Origin of the sequence: Chryseobacterium sp. C-71 (genome assembly GCF_020911865.1) — a bacterium.
Classification (GTDB): domain Bacteria; phylum Bacteroidota; class Bacteroidia; order Flavobacteriales; family Weeksellaceae; genus Chryseobacterium.
Genome location: NZ_CP087131.1, coordinates 1,018,792 through 1,036,028 on the forward strand (window position 1 = coordinate 1,018,792; position 17,237 = coordinate 1,036,028).

The window sequence follows — 17,237 nt, forward strand, 5'->3', positions numbered from 1 at the left end:
TTAAAGCAAATATTTCAATTTCTTGTTGAGATAAACCAAGCCAAAGCTTACCGGAATTAAAATCGCTAAAAAGATCAGGATTTTATACGACTGAATATTTTTATAAAAATCAGATTTCATAATCAGCGGATGCACCACATAAATTGCTGTAGAAAAACTGGCTAAAATTTTCGAAGTGGTTTTGACATAGATTTTCTGGCAGTACAAGAACAGCAAAGGACTCGCAAAAATTAGAGAAAACAAAATATCGGTACTTTCACTGCTGATATTTTTGTAGTTAAAAAAAGCTTCGGCAACGACACACAAGACAGACAGAATTACCAGTAGCGAAGAATTTTTATATTCTGATAAATCAATTTTGTGTTTATTGATCAAAAATCCAATGGTTAAAAAAGGGAAACACACAAAAAGGAAATTTCGGTAGAGCAGATACATATTCAGCACCGAATCATTTTCGTTTTTAAAGTAGTGAAGATTCCCTAAAACCTGAACTCCGTAACCCAATAAGAAAAAACCTAACGCCAGAGCAATCAATAATTTTGAATTTTGGTTTCTTAAAAAGTAAAGAATAATTCCCGAAAAAAAAGTTCCTATTAAATACCATAAATGATGGTATCCGAAAATGACAGTCAGCCAAATTTGTTCGTTATCTTTCCAATAAGAAATATAAATCAACATCCAGATGGCATACAATAAAAACGTTCTGAAAAGCCATTTTTTCAGTTTTACTTTATTGTCGATATGGAAAAAATAAAATCCAGTAATGACTAAAAAAACGGGAACGGCAATTCTGAAAAGTCCGTTGACTAAGATGTAACTCAAAGCAGGATACGTTTCTTTCAAAAAATTCATATGTAGAAAAACGACAAAAAATGCCAGTATTATTTTTAAAACATCAATTGATAAATTTCTACCCATAGTTTATTGAAAGTGAAGTTCATTAAATTTAATGATAATTCAATGTTTCAATTTCTGCAAAAATAAATATTTAATACTAATTACAGAACGAATTCTAAGTTCTACTCATTTTATTTAAAGAAAATAATTCATATTTTTTTAAGATATAATTTAAATTTGGCTTTTTAAACCATTTATTGCCATCTATGAACTTCAGACTGAAAGCATTGATTATAACCCATTCATTTTTTATCTTTTTTGCAAGCGCACAAGAGCTTAAAAACGGAAATTTCACAGAAAAAATTGACGGTATCAGCATCAACTACACCATCAAAGGAAACGGCCCGGTGATGTTTGCAGGACACCCTAATTCAGGGAAAACAGGGTATGAATTGACATTACAACCTTTAGAAAAAAATTTCACAATGGTTTATTATGATTCACGTGGAACCGGAAAATCAGCTGTACCAAAGAACGTGGAAGATTATAGCCTTGAGAAAAGTGTTTTAGAAATTGAAGAACTAAGAAAGAAACTCAACGTCGATAAAATCTGGTTTTTCGGGCATTCTGACCAAAGCGGAATCGCCATACTTTATAGTCTGGAACATCCGAATCATGTTGAGGGAATGATATTAATGGGAACTTCTTTAATCGCATCACCAGAAAAGGTTTATAATAGAAAAAAAGAATCTGAAAACAAAAGAATAAAAGAATCTGAATGGTTTTCGCAGGTCGTAAAAGACTGGGACTATATGTACACCCACAAAACCGAAAAAGCTCCGGACGGAAGAGATTTATCAGAAGTTCCTTTAAAATGGTGGTGCTATAATGAAGAATCTTCACAAAAAGTAATTCCAATCATGAAAGAAATTTCAAAAGCAGGAAGAAGAAAACCTGTGAACGGTCAATTACCTCAGCAAGAGAAAGAATTGAAGTATTATTATAATCAACAGAAAAGATTCTCCGAGATTAAAACAAAAACATTGATTCTGAATGGAAAATCAGACACCAATAATTTACCTGAATTTGCTGAACAACTGCACAAAACGTTACCTAATTCTAAATTGGTATTGATAGAAAAGGCAGGTCATTTTCCGTGGGTTGAAGATGCGGCTGAAAGTTTTGCTGAAATTGATAAATGGCTTAAAGAAAACTAATTTTTCATAAAATTTAAAAAAACAAAATCCTGCTACAAAAGACTGAGGCAGGATTTTTTATCAAGATCTAACAATTATTTCTTTGTTGCTAATGAATACATTTTCTTTCCGCCACTAATAATTGCCAACGCAATTAATCCTCCAGCGATTCCAAAAATAACTTGCTTCAGCATCTCATTCCATGTTGGTAGTGCATGATGAAGATAATCAATATTGTGGTCAAAAATTCCGCCTGCAACCAAAATCAGGGCGATGGTTCCTATGATTCCTAAAGCTTTTATAACAAAAGGGAGTGCTTTAACCAGCAGATGCCCTAATTTTCCAAAAAAGCCTTTATCATTACTTTTTTTAATTAATTTAAAGCCGGCATCATCCATTCTCACAATTAATGCTACAATTCCGTAAACGCCAACCGTAGCAATAATAGAAACCACTGAAACGGTAACTATCTCTACAAGCAATGGATTAAACTCAGATTTCAGAGCTTCGTAGCCATCTTTTGCCGCCGCCAATGCGATAATGACAATCTCCAGCGACAATATAAAATCAGTTGTAACAGCAGATTTCACTTTAGTTTTTTCAGCTTCTTCGCCTTCTTCAATCACATCGTCAGCCTCCTCAATCACCTCGTGACCTTTTTTTTCTCTGTGAAATAAAAATTCTACAATTTTTTCGACACCTTCATAAGCCAGATAAAATCCGCCAATGATTAAAATAATTTTAATAGCAGGCGAATACAGCCACTCTAAGAGGAAAACAAAAGGAACAATAATCAACTTATTGATAAACGAACCTTTCATAATTTTCATCAATACAGGAATCTCTCTTGAAGAAAGGAAACCCGTCGCTTTTTCTGCGTTTACCGCCAAATCATCACCCAAAATACCTGCTGTTTTTTGGGTTGCAATTTTACTTGTTACAGCAACATCATCCATCAAAGCAGCGATATCATCTAAAATCGCAAAAAAACCAGAAGCCATAGTATTTTAATATTTTTTTAATAAATGTTAAGTCATACAAAAATATAGATTTAATTTGATTTTGATGACTGATTTAAGATTATTAATTCAAACATAAAATAAAATTCTCCTTACCTTTACTCTATGAAAAAGCTGATTCTCAATTACCATTTCTTTGTTTTAGGATTGATAGGCTTGATTTTAAATTCATGCAATACAAAATTCAGAGTTTGGGTGGGAAAAGACAGTCAAAAAATTTATAATCTAAAATATGGCGAACACAAACGCCAGAAAATGGATATTTTTCTCCCTGCAGATTATGCTACAGATTCGCCAGTCGTTTTAATTCTTCATGGTGGCGCATGGAAGTACGGTCGAAAGGAACACATGATTAAAATTCAAAAGATGCTTTTTGAAAATAATATTCCGAGTGTGAATATGAATTACCGTTTGGTTTCAAAGCATTTCACTTATAGAGATCAGTTGAAAGACATTCAATCAGCGATTGAGACATTCAACTCACTTTCTGAAAAAGCAGAACTTCTTCCCGACAACTATATACTTTTGGGAGAAAGTGCAGGCGGACATTTAGCTCTTCTTTACGGCTATCAGAATTCAGATAAGATTAAGAAAATTATTTCGTTAAGTGGCCCGACAGATTTTTATTCTCCGGAATATTTAAATTCATTTTATTCAAAATATACTTCAGGAACTGTACAGAAAATGGTAGGAAGTAAATTTGACCGAAAAAACTTATCTGAAGAATTCCAAAAAGCAAGTCCGATTGCTAATATTACCAATGTTCCGACCCTTTTATTTCAGGGAAATCAGGATTTTTTGGTCAATCAAAAACAAGGTTTGGCACTAGATTCAGCTTTGACAGCGATGAATGTACCCCACAAATTGGTTTTTATGGATAAAACCGGTCATGCACCGAGATTTTTCAACAAAACTAAAAGAGACAGCATTATTTATCCCAACATTCTGGAATGGATAAAAAAATAACCCGCAAAACTGCAGGTTATTTTTTTATCTTTTATTTTCGATTATTTTTCTTTGTCAATCAAATCTTCCAAAACCTCATCTTCCAATTTCGGGTTTTCTTTTGGTGCTCCAAACATAAATTTAAGAATTACAGGAACAGTAGTAACCAAAACAATAATGATGATGATAAATTCTAGTTTTTCTTTCAGATTAATTCCAAATTGATCCATGAATAATTTATCAAGATAATGTCCTGCAAAAATCAAACTGAAAGACCAAAGCACACCACCGATAATATTATCACGCAGAAACGCTTTTTTATCCATCCTTACAATACCAGCAACGATTGGCATAAAAGTTCTTACCACAGGTAAAAATCTAGCCATAATAACAGCTAATGCACCATTTTTTTCAAAAAAATCATGTGCCTGATAAAGATATTTTTTCTTAAAAAGAAAAGTATCTTGTTTTTTGTACAAAGCCGGGCCTGTTTTGCTACCAAACCAATACCCTACCTGATTCCCTATGATTGCAGCAATTGCAACAGCAGATGCCAAAAGAGTGGTGTCTAAAAAATCACTTCCTGTAGAACCAAATGTTTGTGAAATGATATCTACGGCATAAATTCCTGACACAAAAAGCAGTGAATCTCCCGGAAGGAAAAACCCTACAAACAAGCCTGTCTCGGCAAAAATAATGAACAAAATAACCCAAAACCCACCCATGTTGATGTAAAATTCGGGGTTTAATAAATCTCTCCAGCTATTGTAATCTTCCATATGTAATGATGATGAACAAAAATAAGCTTAATAAAATTATGCTGAAAACATATTAGCATATTTTAACAAAAATGTAAACATGATATTTTATAGGTCGAGATCGTCATCCGAAACCGCCGTTCCGTCTGCCATCAGAAACGCTTTGAGGAATGGTGTAAGATTTCCGTTCATCACACCATCAACATCTGAAGTCTCGTGACCTGAGCGTACATCTTTTATTAATTTGTAAGGGTGCATCACATAATTTCTGATCTGGCTTCCCCACTCTATTTTCATTTTTCCGGCTTCGATTTCGTTTCTTGCTCTCAGTCTTTCTTCCAATTCCATTTCATACAATCTAGATTTCAAGAGTTGCATTGCTTTTTCTTTATTCTGAAGTTGAGAACGAGATTCTGAGTTTTCAATGATAATACCAGTTGGTGCGTGACGAAGACGAACGGCAGTTTCTACCTTATTTACGTTCTGCCCACCCGCTCCTGAACTTCGCATGGTTTCAAATGAAATATCAGCAGGATTGATGTTAATTTCAATCGTATCATCCACCAAAGGATAAACATAGACTGAAACAAAACTCGTATGACGCTTTGCATTAGAATCAAACGGAGAGATTCTTACCAATCTGTGAACACCATTTTCACCCTTTAAATAACCAAAAGCATATTCGCCGTCAATTTCTAAGGTTACGGTTTTCACACCGGCAACTTCACCTTCCTGATAGTTGAGTTCTTTTATTTTATATCCTTGCTTTTCTGCCCACATGTTGTACATTCTCATCAGCATGGCTGCCCAGTCACAACTTTCCGTTCCACCTGCTCCCGCTGTAATCTGAAGAACCGCCGAAAGTTCGTCACCTTCATTGGAAAGCATATTTTTGAACTCGATGTTTTCAATTTTTTCCATGAGAATTGGAAAGCTTTCATCCAATTCTTTTTCAGAATCGGGATCTTCTTTGGCAAATTCCATTAAAACCTGCAAGTCTTCAAACTGAGTATTGATCTCTTCAAAATCTTCTACCCACTTTTTCTTAGAACGCAGTTGTTTTAGGAACACCTCAGCTGTTTTAGGATTATCCCAAAATTCCGGAGCTGCTGTTTTTTCATCATCATTAGAAATTTCTATCTTCTTTTTGTCTATTTGAAGATATTTATGAAGGTCTTCAATTCTTGATTGAATTTCTTTTATCTGGTCGTTGTTGATCACGAATAATTCTTTTTTGCAAAAATAAGATTTAAAGTTGAGAGTTTTGAGTTTCTAAATCCATACTTAAGCCTCACTTTCATCATTGTGCTGAAAACCTATTTCTCTTCTCGGTATTTCCACCTCTTTGTAAGATTCCAACTCAGATTTTAGAGAATGAATTCGCATCTGGAAATCATCTAAATTATTGATGATAACATCATTTAAAAACTGAGCAATTTGGTTGAGATATTCTTCGGTTAATTTTGCACCCGCATCACGCAAAGCACCATTTAAAAGAGTCTCATCAATGATTAACTTTTCGTTTTTTGTTTTCTGGTAACGGTTTTTAATCCGTTTCTTTAAGCTTTGGGTAAAATCAATTAACATGGTGTTGCTGAAGACTTTCATTTTAGATGCAATATTGCTCCAAAAAGGAATTTTATCAGCTTTGTTATTTTTAAGTATTTTAAAAAGCAGAGAATCTTTATCCAAATTTTTAGTCATTGAATATAGAATAATCTCTGATCTTTCCGCAGCATTAGGAGGAAAAACAGGAATTACAACATCAAATCTCCCAGGTGCCAGAATTTCTTTATCAATATCCGCAACCGAATTGGCTGAACCCACCATAAGAACATCCTCGCTTTCAAATTTTGAAATGTAATGAAGAATCACTTCCTGAGATTCAAGATTGCAGGAAGCGACATTATTTTCAGCACTTCTCGCCATCATGATTTCATCAAAATCTTCAAGAAATAGCAAAACCTTATCTTCTTTCATCATTTTTAAAAGAAAATCGTTGAAATTGGTTTGAATTCCGTCAACAAATGAGGTTCCTAAGTAATGTTTCTTGACTTCTTTAAATTTATAATTGATGATTTCAGCAATTTTAGTTGCCCAAAAAATCTTACCACTTCCCGGAGGGCCGTACAAAATAATCCCTACAGGTTTGTTGATACCCCAATCTTTGATTTGTTGCGGATTTAAAAACGGCTCCAAAACCCCTGAAATATAAAAGAATAAATCTCTGTAACCGATAAAATCTCTTTGCTGAAGCTTGGTTTTATTGCCAAAATAATTGTAGACAAATTGATAATTGCCGCCTAATTTATTATCAATTCCATAACTTGAAACCGACGAGCGAAAAAATCCGTTGTCATAAATATTGGTTTGACCTTCACGCATCGCTTTTTCAATCTTTTCTTTCGGCTGATTGATGGTTTCTGCTATTTGATCGACTGTTTTGTTTTCGTCTAAATCATTCTCATATTGCTTTAAAAAATCTATGTTTTCGCGGGCAAATTTTTCAAAATCTTCTTTCACTTCAAATTGAGTCGATATACAATCAATCAGATCCAGATCAAAATCCTGAATAAACTGTTTGATGCTTTCCGGTGACACATTCAATTCTTTTGCAAGTTCTATTAACTTCATAAATCATCTTTGAATCAAAATTAATGAAATTTTTCAGAAGATGGATGACAGTTTTTGGAAGCTGGAAGCTGGAAGTTGGAAGTTGGAAGTTGGAAGTTGGAAGTTTATCAAAAATACTTTTTACTTTCTACTTGGTTCTTCATACCTGGTTCTTTTTACTTTTTTTTAACATTATTCAAATATCGCTGTAACATTTCACGAAAAAGAGAAACCTATTGCATATACAATAAATAACATGGAAAAAGTTTTATCGGTCAAAAATCTGACTAAAAAATTCAAGAGAGTTGTTGTCAACAATATTTCCTTTGATGTGGAAAGAGGCAACGTGTACGGACTTCTCGGCCCGAACGGAAGCGGAAAATCTACTACTTTCGGAATGCTTCTCTCCACAATCAATCCCACAAGTGGTGACTGGTTTTGGTTTGGCAAAAAAGGGACAGATTCTGAAACGCTGAAAAAAATAGGCGCCATTATCGAGCAACCTAACTTTTATCCATATTTAAGTGCTGAAACTAATCTTAAAATTGTTGCTGAAATCAAAGGAACCCCGCACACAAGAATTGACGAAGTTCTGAATACTGTCGGACTTTTAGAAAGAAAAAAAGATACTTTCAAAACCTTTTCTTTAGGAATGAAACAGCGTTTGGCAATCGCATCGTCTTTGCTGAATAATCCTGAAGTTTTGATCTTAGATGAGCCTACAAACGGTTTAGACCCTGAAGGAATCATCCAAATCAGAGAAATTATCGGGTCGATTGCAAAACAGGGCATCACGATTATCATCGCAAGTCACCTTTTGGATGAGATCGAAAAAATATGCAGCCATGTGATTGTTTTGAAAGAAGGAAACGCCATCTACTCAGGAAGCGTAGACGGAATGACCACCAACACCGGATTTTTTGAATTAAAAGCTGACAACAATACTTCACTTTTAAGTGCTTTGGAAGAACTTCAGTGGTTTACTTTAGTGAAAATTGATGGTGAAATAATTAAAGCTCAGATTCGTGATGATGCTTCGATTTCCGCATCAGGATTAAACCAAAAATTGGCTGAGAAAGGTATTTTCTTATCCCATTTAGCTAAGAAAAAACAATCGCTTGAAACTCAATTCCTTGAACTTGTAAAAAACAAATAATCATGATGAAACTATTAAAACTAGAATATTATAAAAACTTGAATTACAGACCATTTAAGGTTTTCACGATCTTTTATTTTGCCATTTTAATTGCGCTGCTATGTATCGGTTTATTCGATTTTGAACTGTTTGGCGAAACCATTAATTTAAAAGAGCAAGGCATCTACAACTTCCCTGAAATCTGGAATTTCACTACTTATATTGTTGGTTTGCTGAAGATTTTCTTAGGTCTAATTATTGTTTTTTCCATCTCACAGGAATTCAGCAACAGAATGTTTAAGCAAAATACCATTGACGGGCTGAGCAGAGAAGAATTTATTGGTTCAAAATTGTTGACGATTACCATCTTTACACTTATTTCTACAATTATCGTGTTTGCAATTACCTTGTTTTTAGGTAACAGTTATTCTACAGTAACGGATTCTGAAATGGTTTACAAAGAAATATTTTTTGTTGGAAATTATTTCGTTAAATTGTTTTCATTCTTCTGTTTCCTGATGTTTCTCTCCATTTTATTAAGAAAATCGATCTTTGTATTTTTAGCATTTTTTGTGATCTGGATTGGCGAATCAATTCTTGGTGGTATTGAAACGTTCTCCAAAGTAAGCGGAATGCAGGGAACACAAAGAAATGAAGTTCTTCAAAACGAATTTTTCTTCAGCAAGCTTTTACCTTTAGAAAGCATGTCAAGTTTAATTCCGAACCCTATGCTCAGATTGAATTTAGCAAAAGCTATGGGTTTGAAATATGAATTCACCTACCCTACAGAAAGTTTAATTGCTTGTCTGGTTTGGTGTGCCATTTTCATCGTTGGTTCTTACTGGATTTTAAAGAAAAGAGATTGGTAATTTTTTAGTTATCATATATAAATTATTCAAATACGAAAGTGATTCATTATTGAGTCACTTTTTTTATTTAAATTTAAACCAATGATTTCAGGAAAGAAAATATACTATGTTCCGGGCTTAATAAGTGCATTATTAATTCCTGTTTTGTTTTGGCATTTTGGGAATCGAAAACTAAGTGAACCAATTCCAAATGTTATGGATATGGGACTTCCTGCTAAATACAATTATTCTTTTGAACCTCTTAGAAACTGGAATTATCAAAAAATAATCGTTCAGCCAAATTCCGCAAAAAACAATTCTGCATTTTATGTTTCAAAACTTAAGGAACTTCAAAAAAGAAACGAGAAAGAAACAGGTATCGAATTTATTTTAGATAACAACAATACTTACGGTGATTTTGCTTCTTTACTTAATGATATGGCTATTGCTCAGCAGGAAACTTACGGTTTAGATTTAAACAAAACAGGGCATCTTTTCGCAACCGTTAATTATCAAGACCCTGATATAAAAGAGATGGATTACGTTTCAATTTGTGGTGGAGTTATAAATACGTATGTGGAAGAAAATGATTATTATAAAGGTTATACAAAATTCAAATTTCAACTTAGCCAACTTCCAAAAGAAGCCTTCTACCTAATCTTCAGCTTCCTAATCTTCCTAAACATCTCCATGTTCAGCATCAAAGAAAGGTTTTTAAACTAAAAAAGTTGCCTTTCGACAACTTTTCAATTTTATTTTTTCGCTTTTGGCGGATTTGCTTTTCTGGCTTCTTCAAAAAGTCCTGGTTCAATGTGACAATATCCACCGGGGTTTGCATTCAGATAATCCTGATGATAATCTTCTGCTCGGTAGAAATTCTTTAAAGTTTCAACTTCTACAACGACCGGCTTAGAATAATTTTTAGCTAATTTTTCAACTTCAGCTTTTACGATTGCTTCGGTGTTTTTATCAGTAAAGTAAATTCCGCTACGGTAATTATCTCCCACATCATTTCCCTGTCTGTTCAGAGTTGTCGGATCAATAGATTTAAAATAAAGTTCAATCAGCAGTTTCAAATCTACCTCATCAGCATCGTATTTCACTTTCACCGCTTCCGTGAAACCTGTCGTATGACTCACCACTTCTTCGTAAGTTGGGTTTTTAGTTTTTCCATTGGCATATCCCACTTCAGTTCCCACTACACCTCTCACTTGCTGAAATAAATGTTCGGTTCCCCAAAAACATCCGCCTGCAAAATAAATTTCTTTTACATTTCCTGCTTCCATAATTTTTTGATTTTCTTCTTTAGTTTCTGTTGGTTTTACTTTTTTAGAATCTCCGCAGCTGGCTGCAAAAACGGCAATTCCGAGAAACATCCCGAGTAATATGAATATGTTTTTCATTTTTTGTTTGTTAATCATTTTTTTGACATAATTTGTTAAAGCACTTTTGTTAGATGCAAATTTCACGCTAAAATTAAATTGTATTCAAGTTTAATTTTCAACGATCAATTTCTTTTATAATATATACGAAAAAACGAATCTGAGCGGTTTTAATTTAGAGTTTAAATGAAAATTTTTGATCATATTTTTCCAGAGTTTGTCATTCCGGAGGAATCTAAACGTTTGACTCTCGGTAAGATTCTTCCGGAATGACAAAAACGTCTTTGAAATCATCATCTTAATCTTAGTAAAAAAACAATTCAGAAAATCTATAAATTCCGAACAACAGTATCTTACAATCACTTAAAAATATTAAATTTGCATCCTTATCAATTTTTTTGATATCAAAAGCTATAAAAAATGACTTCACAGGAAATAAGACAACAGTTTTTAGACTATTTTAAAAGTAAAAACCACCTCATCGTCCCTTCAGCGCCTATCGTGTTGAAAGATGATCCTACGCTGATGTTTTCCAATTCTGGAATGACGCAGTTCAAAGATTATTTTTTAGGATACAAAGAGCCTAAAGCCTCAAGAATTGCCGATACTCAAAAATGTTTAAGAGTTTCCGGGAAGCATAATGATTTGGATGATGTGGGTCGTGATACCTATCATCATACGATGTTTGAGATGTTGGGGAACTGGTCTTTTGGCGATTATTTCAAAAAAGAAGCCATCTCGTGGGCTTGGGAATTGTTGACGGAAGTTTACGGAATTCCTAAAGAAAATTTGTACGTCACTATTTTTGAAGGTGATGAAAAAGAAAATTTAGATAGAGATACTGAAGCGTATGATTTGTGGAAACAGTTCATTTCTGAAGACCGAATCATCAACGGAAATAAGAAAGATAATTTCTGGGAAATGGGTGCAAGCGGACCTTGCGGACCTTGTTCGGAGATTCACGTTGATTTGAGAAGTGCAGAGGAGAAAGCTAAAATTTCCGGATTGGAATTGGTTAACAATGATCATCCGCAAGTTGTGGAAATCTGGAATCTAGTATTCATGCAGTTCAACAGAAAAGCTGACGGCTCTCTTGAAAATCTTCCTGCAAGACACATTGATACAGGAATGGGATTTGAGCGTCTATGTATGGCTTTACAGCAAAAAGAATCCAATTATGATACTGATGTTTTCACACCTTTGATTGCTAAAGTGGAAGAACTTTCAGGAAAAAAATATACAGGAATTTTAACGGACGAAAAAGATATTGCGATCCGTGTTGTGGTAGATCACATCAGAGCTGTTTCGTTTGCGATTGCAGACGGACAGTTGCCTTCAAACGGAGGAGCTGGTTATGTGATCAGAAGAATTTTAAGAAGAGGAATTTCTTACGCTTATAGATTTTTAGACAGAAAAGAACCTTTCCTCTTTGAATTGGTGGCTGTACTTCAAAACCAAATGGGAGAATTCTTCCCGGAACTGGATAAGCAAGGAAAATTGGTCACTGAGGTGATTAAGAGTGAAGAAGAATCTTTCTTAAAAACGATTGAAACTGGTTTGATAAGAGTTGAAAAATTAATTCAGCAGACTATTTCTGATGGTAAAAAAGTATTGCCAACGCAGGAAGTTTTTGAATTATACGACACGTACGGTTTCCCTGATGATCTAACGAGAATTATTGCAGAAGAAAAAGGTTTGACAATTGACATACCTGGATTTAAAGCTAAAAGAAAAGAACAACAAGAACGTTCTAAAAAAGACTCAGCTTCAAAGGTTTACGACTGGGTTGTTTTGGAAGAAAAACCAGAAACTTTCGTAGGTTACGATCAAATCGAAACGGAAACTTACATTACAAGATACAGAAAAGTAGAAAATAAAGATGGCGAATTTTATCAGATCGTGCTGAGCAACTCCCCTTTCTATCCTGAAGGTGGTGGACAAATCGGTGATAAAGGCGTTTTGGAAAATGCAGTTGAAAGCTTTGAAGTTTTAGAAACCAAAAAAGAAAATGGACTGATCATTTCTTTAATCAACGGACTTCCGAAAGATGCTGGAGCTGTTTTCTATGCTAAAGTAAATGCAAGCGAAAGAAAAAACTCCCAGGCAAACCACTCAGTAACCCACTTGTTGCACGAAGCTTTGAGAGAAGTTCTGGGAACTCACGTTGAACAGAAAGGTTCATTTGTTGGTCCAGATTATCTGCGTTTTGACTTCTCGCATTTCAGTAAAATGACTGAAGAAGAATTGGCTTTGATTGAAGAAAAAGTCAATGCAAAAATTAAAGAAAATATCGCTCTTCAGGAGTTTAGAAATATTCCGATTCAGGAGGCGATTGACAAAGGTGCGATGGCATTATTTGGTGAAAAATATGGTGACAGCGTGAGAATGATCCAATTCGGAAGTTCAAAAGAATTGTGCGGTGGAACTCACGTACAACATACCAGCGAAATCGGTCATTTTAAAATCAATTCTGAAAGTTCTGCTGCTGCAGGAATCAGAAGAATTGAAGCGATTTCCGGAGACAAATCTGAAGAGTATTTCAAGAGTTTAGAAAAACAGGTTGTTGAACTTTCTCAATTGTTGAAATCTAAAGACATTGTAAAATCAATTGAGAAATTAATCGAAGAAAATTCAGCCTTAAAATCTGAAGTTGAATCTCTGAAAAAAGAAAAAGCAAAAGGCGAAATCGGCGACTGGAAAACGGCTTACGAACACAAAGGCGACAAACAGCTTTTGGTAAAGAAAACATCGTTGGATGCAGGTTCGGTAAAAGATATTGTATTCCAACTGAAGAAAGAAATCCCTACTTCTGTGACGATTGTTTTATCAGATTACGACGGAAAACCAATGATTACCGTTGGAATTTCCGATGATCTGGCAACAAGTTATCAGGCTGGAACAATTGTGAAAGATTTAGCAAAAGAAATCCAAGGCGGTGGCGGCGGAAATCCTGGCTTCGCAACAGCAGGAGGTAAAAATCTTGATGGTTTAGAAAATGCTTATCAGAAGGCTTTGAATCTTTAATTTAATTTCTAATAAATATTCCACTTTGCGGTTTCTATAAGGATTTAATGATCCGAATTTATTGTAAACAACAATCCCTTTCAGTTTTGAAAGGGATTGTTTGTATTTAAAGACACTTAATCTTTCCGTCACTTCGAGTTATCGAGAAGTTTGTGATTTAAAGACAGATCATGTCCTTCGGTTCACTGGTTCTCGATACATTTTTCTCCGCTACGCTGCGAAAAACACTCGAACTGACGAAGCACTCGACTGACGTAGCGTATCTTGTACCGTACAAAGGAAACGTCACTTCGAGTAGGTTTTTTTCAAAAACCTACTCGAGAAATTTTTGTTTTAAAGACTGATTTTGTGCTTCGGTTCACGGGTTCTTGATACATCCCGATTTCATCGGGACACTCCTTTAGATTTGTAAAAAGAAAATTGATACTTTTATTAAGAAGAGACAAGTGTTTAAGTAAACTAATAATCACTCCGAGCAAAACTCATAGTTCGATTAAGACTTAAACACTTTCTTATCAAAAAACTCAGATAGAAATTCGGGATTGGAGCCCATTATTAAGGAGTTGAGATGATGATAAGTTTCTCTTTCAATTAATCAAAACAAATTTATGGAAAAAGTTTTTATTGGAATTGACATTAGTAAACTAACTCTGGATGTTTTCGTTAAGGGAGGTTCTAAAACACAGCATTATCAAATTGAGAATAATTCGAAAGCTATCAAAAAGTTTTTCAAAAGTTTCTCCAATACTGCAGATACCGTTGTAGGAATGGAAAATACAGGAAGGTATAATTTTGAACTTTACGAAGTTCTAAGTAATATGGACCTTTTAGTTTTTGTTATAAATCCACTTCATTTAAAGAAAAGCATCGGTTTTTTAAGGGGTAAGAATGATAAACTCGACAGTCAGAGAATTTGTATTTTTTTGGAGAAAAACCACATGGATTTAGAGCCTTGGATTGCTAAATCTTCAGAGATTCAAAAGATAAGTTTACTCAATGCAGAACGTAGACACAGAGTAAAAATAAAAGCAGGTTTATTAAGACAGATGAAAGATTTAAGCTTTCTTAAAAATCATACAGATAAGGAAATTATAAAACTTAATAAACAATTGATTTTACTTTTAGACAAGCAGATTAAAACAGTTGAGAAAAAGATGGTAGAGATTATTGAATCGAATGTAGAATTGAAGGATCAATATAAAAGAATACAGACTGTCCCAGGTGTTGGAAAAGTATTGGCTACTATGCTAATTGTTAAAACTAATGGATTTACAGAGATTCAATCGGCAAGAAAGATGGCTTGTTATTCAGGGGTAGTTCCGTTTGATCATCGCTCAGGTTCATCAATCTATTACAAACCTCGAGTCTCTACGATGGCTGATAAGGAATTAAAAAAGATTTTACATTTAGCTGCGTTGAGCTCCATAAGATTGAAAAATGATCTCGCTTCATATTTTCAAAGAAAGGTTTTAGAGGGAAAGAATAAAATGTCTGTCTTAAATGCAATTAGAAATAAAATCATACACAGAGTTTATGCTTTGATAAAAAATAATTCTGTGTATAAAAATAATTTGCTTATGTCATAGAAATCGAACTGACGGGGGTTCGAACTGACGAAGCTACTTTGTATCGCATAAACAGATCGTCACTTCGAGTAGATTTTTGACAAAAATCGTATCGAGAAGTTTGTGATTCATAGGCAAACTCTGATTCAAAGACTCTCGTAATAAATTATTGATGTCCTAATTAAGTAAATTACTTAGAACAATTATTATTTTATTTTATCGTTATCACTTTCAATTAATCCCATTTTATGCTTTGCTCCCCATTGATGCAGTTCTGTGCAAACAGGCATCAGTTCCTTTCCAATATTCGTTAATTCATACTCAACTCTTGGCGGAACTTCCGCATACACTGTTCTTGTCACCAAACCATCCTTTTCCAATTCTCTTAACTGGAGCGTGAGCATTCTTTCGGTAATATTGGAAATTATTTTTTTTAATTCTCCGAAACGCTTTTTCTCTTTTTCCAATTGTAATAAAATAGGAAGTTTCCACCTGCCTCCAACCAAGTGAACGGCGTATGTTACGTTGCAATCGGCAATAAAAATTTTATTCTGATTGTTTGTCGAGGTTTCTTTAGTTTTTGCCATTACTTACATTTTTGTATGTACCATACAATTGTATGTCTATTATACAAAGCTAATTGTTTGCTTGTAAATTTGCAATTCAAATAAAAGTAAAAATGAAAACAAATCGTATCAGAGTCGGAATTATTGGTGTAAATCCCGATAGCCATTGGGCATCAAAATCACATATACCTGCCTTAAAGTTTTTAGAAGATGATTTTGAAATTCTTGGTGTTGCAAATACGACCTACGAAAGTGCAAAAAGAGCTTCCGAAGCATTCCAAATTCCTTATGCATTTCAGAATGCAGAAGCACTGATCAACTCTCCAGAAATAGATTTAGTAATCGTTACGGTGAAAGTACCTTATCATTTTGAGTTGGTAAAAGCTGCTTTGGATTCAGGCAAACACGTTTATTGTGAACATCCACTTGGAAATGGCTTAAAGGAAACCCAACTTTTAGCGGAGATAGCTTCAAAGAAAAATGTTGTGGCAGTTGTAGGAACTCAGATGGTGGTAGCACCCGAAATTTTGTATTTGAAGCAAATCATTAAGGATGGTTTTGTAGGAAAAGTTCTATCTACAACATTGATTGGTTCCGGCGGAAATTGGGGAAACGAGACCGTTGCAGATTTATCTTATTTGTCGGATAAAAATAATGGTGCAACCATGCTAACGATACCATTGGCACATACATTAGCTGGTGTTACCCGTGTCTTGGGAAGTTTTTCGGAGCTCCGTTCCAAAATGACAAGCAATTTTGATACAGTGAAAGTATTGGAAACAGGTGAAGTAAAACCGAAAACAGCAGAAGACCAAATTATGATAATCGGTACATTAGATAATGGTGCAGCTATTTCTGTACATTATCGTGGTGGCATTTCAAGAGGTACTAATCTATTATGGGAAATTAACGGAACAGAGGGTGATATACAGGTAAGAGGCGATTTGGGACACGGACAATTGGTGCCTCTCTCTATCTTTGGAGCGAAAGGAACCGAGAAAGAACTCCAGCTAATAAAAGTACCTGCGGATGTTATGAATAATTTCCCCGAAGATCCAATGGTAGGAAGTGTTGCCCGAATCTATAAGTTGCTCGCAGATGACATTAGAAACAATACTCGGAAAGCACCTTCCTTTTATGATGCGGTACAACTTTTTGAATTGCTGAATACTATAGAACTTTCTGCGAATAAGCTCGACTGACGGAGCGTATCTGGTATCGTGTAAACGAAACGTCACTTCGAGTAGATTTTGAAAAAAATCGTATCGAGAAGTTTTTGTTTAAAGACAGATCTTGTCCTTCAGTTCACTAGTTCTCGATACATTTTTCTCCGCTTCGCTACGAAAAAC

The 17,237-nt window shown here is 34.4% G+C and carries 15 protein-coding genes and 1 pseudogene; 9 read left to right on the plus strand and 7 right to left on the minus strand.

The window, feature by feature from the left end; all coding sequences use genetic code 11:
- Positions 1-852 (minus strand): acyltransferase family protein, encoded by an 852-nt coding sequence (locus LNP04_RS04575; RefSeq protein WP_229985393.1) that lies wholly within the window; start codon positions 850-852, stop codon positions 1-3.
- A 251-nt stretch (positions 853-1,103) separates the two neighbouring features.
- Between LNP04_RS04575 and LNP04_RS04580 the strand changes: the two genes are divergently transcribed.
- Complete coding sequence (locus LNP04_RS04580; RefSeq protein WP_229985394.1) at positions 1,104-2,054, plus strand: alpha/beta fold hydrolase; 951 nt, start codon at positions 1,104-1,106, stop codon at positions 2,052-2,054.
- Positions 2,055-2,128: 74 nt separating this feature from the next.
- Here LNP04_RS04580 and LNP04_RS04585 read toward each other — a convergent pair whose 3' ends face one another.
- Positions 2,129-3,034 (minus strand): DUF808 family protein, encoded by a 906-nt coding sequence (locus tag LNP04_RS04585; RefSeq protein WP_229985395.1) that lies wholly within the window; start codon positions 3,032-3,034, stop codon positions 2,129-2,131.
- 123 nt (positions 3,035-3,157) lie between these two features.
- On the opposite strand from LNP04_RS04585, the gene LNP04_RS04590 reads away from it, so the two are divergent.
- Positions 3,158-4,018 carry an alpha/beta hydrolase gene (locus LNP04_RS04590; RefSeq protein WP_229985396.1) on the plus strand — a complete coding sequence of 287 codons (861 nt, stop codon included), beginning with the start codon at positions 3,158-3,160 and terminating at the stop codon, positions 4,016-4,018.
- Positions 4,019-4,059: 41 nt separating this feature from the next.
- Here LNP04_RS04590 and LNP04_RS04595 read toward each other — a convergent pair whose 3' ends face one another.
- The 3 genes from LNP04_RS04595 to LNP04_RS04605 form a co-directional block, all read right to left on the minus strand.
- Positions 4,060-4,776, minus strand: coding sequence for a DedA family protein (locus LNP04_RS04595; protein WP_229985397.1), 717 nt, complete (start codon positions 4,774-4,776; stop codon positions 4,060-4,062).
- A gap of 87 nt (positions 4,777-4,863) precedes the next feature.
- Complete coding sequence (gene prfB / locus LNP04_RS04600; protein ID WP_229985398.1) at positions 4,864-5,976, minus strand: peptide chain release factor 2; 1,113 nt, start codon at positions 5,974-5,976, stop codon at positions 4,864-4,866.
- A gap of 63 nt (positions 5,977-6,039) precedes the next feature.
- Positions 6,040-7,389: an AAA family ATPase gene (locus LNP04_RS04605; RefSeq protein WP_229985399.1), complete on the minus strand. Its 1,350-nt coding sequence runs from the start codon at positions 7,387-7,389 to the stop codon at positions 6,040-6,042.
- A 23-nt stretch (positions 7,390-7,412) separates the two neighbouring features.
- Here LNP04_RS04605 and LNP04_RS04610 point away from each other — a divergent pair, with 23 nt between their 5' ends.
- From LNP04_RS04610 to LNP04_RS04625, 4 genes are all read left to right on the plus strand, one after another.
- Positions 7,413-7,580, plus strand: coding sequence for a hypothetical protein (locus LNP04_RS04610; protein WP_229985400.1), 168 nt, complete (start codon positions 7,413-7,415; stop codon positions 7,578-7,580).
- A gap of 44 nt (positions 7,581-7,624) precedes the next feature.
- On the plus strand, positions 7,625-8,524 hold the full coding sequence (locus LNP04_RS04615; RefSeq protein ID WP_229985401.1) for an ABC transporter ATP-binding protein: 900 nt from the start codon (positions 7,625-7,627) through the stop codon (positions 8,522-8,524).
- Positions 8,525-8,526: 2 nt separating this feature from the next.
- Complete coding sequence (locus tag LNP04_RS04620) at positions 8,527-9,372, plus strand: ABC transporter permease (RefSeq protein ID WP_229985402.1); 846 nt, start codon at positions 8,527-8,529, stop codon at positions 9,370-9,372.
- A gap of 81 nt (positions 9,373-9,453) precedes the next feature.
- The gene (locus LNP04_RS04625) at positions 9,454-10,074 is read left to right on the plus strand and encodes a hypothetical protein (protein WP_229985403.1); all 621 of its coding nucleotides are present in this window, start codon (positions 9,454-9,456) and stop codon (positions 10,072-10,074) included.
- Positions 10,075-10,115: 41 nt separating this feature from the next.
- Here the strand turns inward: LNP04_RS04625 and msrA are convergent.
- Positions 10,116-10,754: pseudogene (gene msrA, locus LNP04_RS04630) on the minus strand (peptide-methionine (S)-S-oxide reductase MsrA); the annotation flags it as partial.
- 399 nt (positions 10,755-11,153) lie between these two features.
- Between msrA and alaS the strand changes: the two are divergent.
- On the plus strand, positions 11,154-13,757 hold the full coding sequence (gene alaS / locus LNP04_RS04635; protein ID WP_229985404.1) for an alanine--tRNA ligase: 2,604 nt from the start codon (positions 11,154-11,156) through the stop codon (positions 13,755-13,757).
- A 608-nt stretch (positions 13,758-14,365) separates the two neighbouring features.
- Positions 14,366-15,343 (plus strand): IS110 family transposase, encoded by a 978-nt coding sequence (locus LNP04_RS04640; protein ID WP_229983271.1) that lies wholly within the window; start codon positions 14,366-14,368, stop codon positions 15,341-15,343.
- 185 nt (positions 15,344-15,528) lie between these two features.
- Here LNP04_RS04640 and LNP04_RS04645 read toward each other — a convergent pair whose 3' ends face one another.
- Complete coding sequence (locus LNP04_RS04645) at positions 15,529-15,909, minus strand: helix-turn-helix domain-containing protein (protein WP_229985405.1); 381 nt, start codon at positions 15,907-15,909, stop codon at positions 15,529-15,531.
- Positions 15,910-16,001: 92 nt separating this feature from the next.
- Between LNP04_RS04645 and LNP04_RS04650 the strand changes: the two genes are divergently transcribed.
- The gene (locus LNP04_RS04650; RefSeq protein WP_229985406.1) at positions 16,002-17,090 is read left to right on the plus strand and encodes a Gfo/Idh/MocA family protein; all 1,089 of its coding nucleotides are present in this window, start codon (positions 16,002-16,004) and stop codon (positions 17,088-17,090) included.
- The last annotated feature ends 147 nt before the right edge of the window (positions 17,091-17,237 follow it).

What these genes read in the sequence shown, in the direction of transcription:
- LNP04_RS04595 (WP_229985397.1), bottom strand. Translation starts at nt 4,776, where the DNA reads ATGGAAGATTACAATAGCTGGAGAGATTTATTAAACCCCGAATTTTAC.
- alaS (WP_229985404.1), top strand. Translation starts at nt 11,154, where the DNA reads ATGACTTCACAGGAAATAAGACAACAGTTTTTAGACTATTTTAAAAGT.
- LNP04_RS04615 (WP_229985401.1), top strand. Translation starts at nt 7,625, where the DNA reads ATGGAAAAAGTTTTATCGGTCAAAAATCTGACTAAAAAATTCAAGAGA.
- LNP04_RS04650 (WP_229985406.1), top strand. Translation starts at nt 16,002, where the DNA reads ATGAAAACAAATCGTATCAGAGTCGGAATTATTGGTGTAAATCCCGAT.
- LNP04_RS04625 (WP_229985403.1), top strand. Translation starts at nt 9,454, where the DNA reads ATGATTTCAGGAAAGAAAATATACTATGTTCCGGGCTTAATAAGTGCA.
- LNP04_RS04585 (WP_229985395.1), bottom strand. Translation starts at nt 3,034, where the DNA reads ATGGCTTCTGGTTTTTTTGCGATTTTAGATGATATCGCTGCTTTGATG.
- LNP04_RS04590 (WP_229985396.1), top strand. Translation starts at nt 3,158, where the DNA reads ATGAAAAAGCTGATTCTCAATTACCATTTCTTTGTTTTAGGATTGATA.
- LNP04_RS04610 (WP_229985400.1), top strand. Translation starts at nt 7,413, where the DNA reads ATGAAATTTTTCAGAAGATGGATGACAGTTTTTGGAAGCTGGAAGCTG.
- LNP04_RS04645 (WP_229985405.1), bottom strand. Translation starts at nt 15,909, where the DNA reads ATGGCAAAAACTAAAGAAACCTCGACAAACAATCAGAATAAAATTTTT.
- LNP04_RS04580 (WP_229985394.1), top strand. Translation starts at nt 1,104, where the DNA reads ATGAACTTCAGACTGAAAGCATTGATTATAACCCATTCATTTTTTATC.
- LNP04_RS04605 (WP_229985399.1), bottom strand. Translation starts at nt 7,389, where the DNA reads ATGAAGTTAATAGAACTTGCAAAAGAATTGAATGTGTCACCGGAAAGC.
- LNP04_RS04620 (WP_229985402.1), top strand. Translation starts at nt 8,527, where the DNA reads ATGATGAAACTATTAAAACTAGAATATTATAAAAACTTGAATTACAGA.
- LNP04_RS04575 (WP_229985393.1), bottom strand. Translation starts at nt 852, where the DNA reads ATGAATTTTTTGAAAGAAACGTATCCTGCTTTGAGTTACATCTTAGTC.
- LNP04_RS04640 (WP_229983271.1), top strand. Translation starts at nt 14,366, where the DNA reads ATGGAAAAAGTTTTTATTGGAATTGACATTAGTAAACTAACTCTGGAT.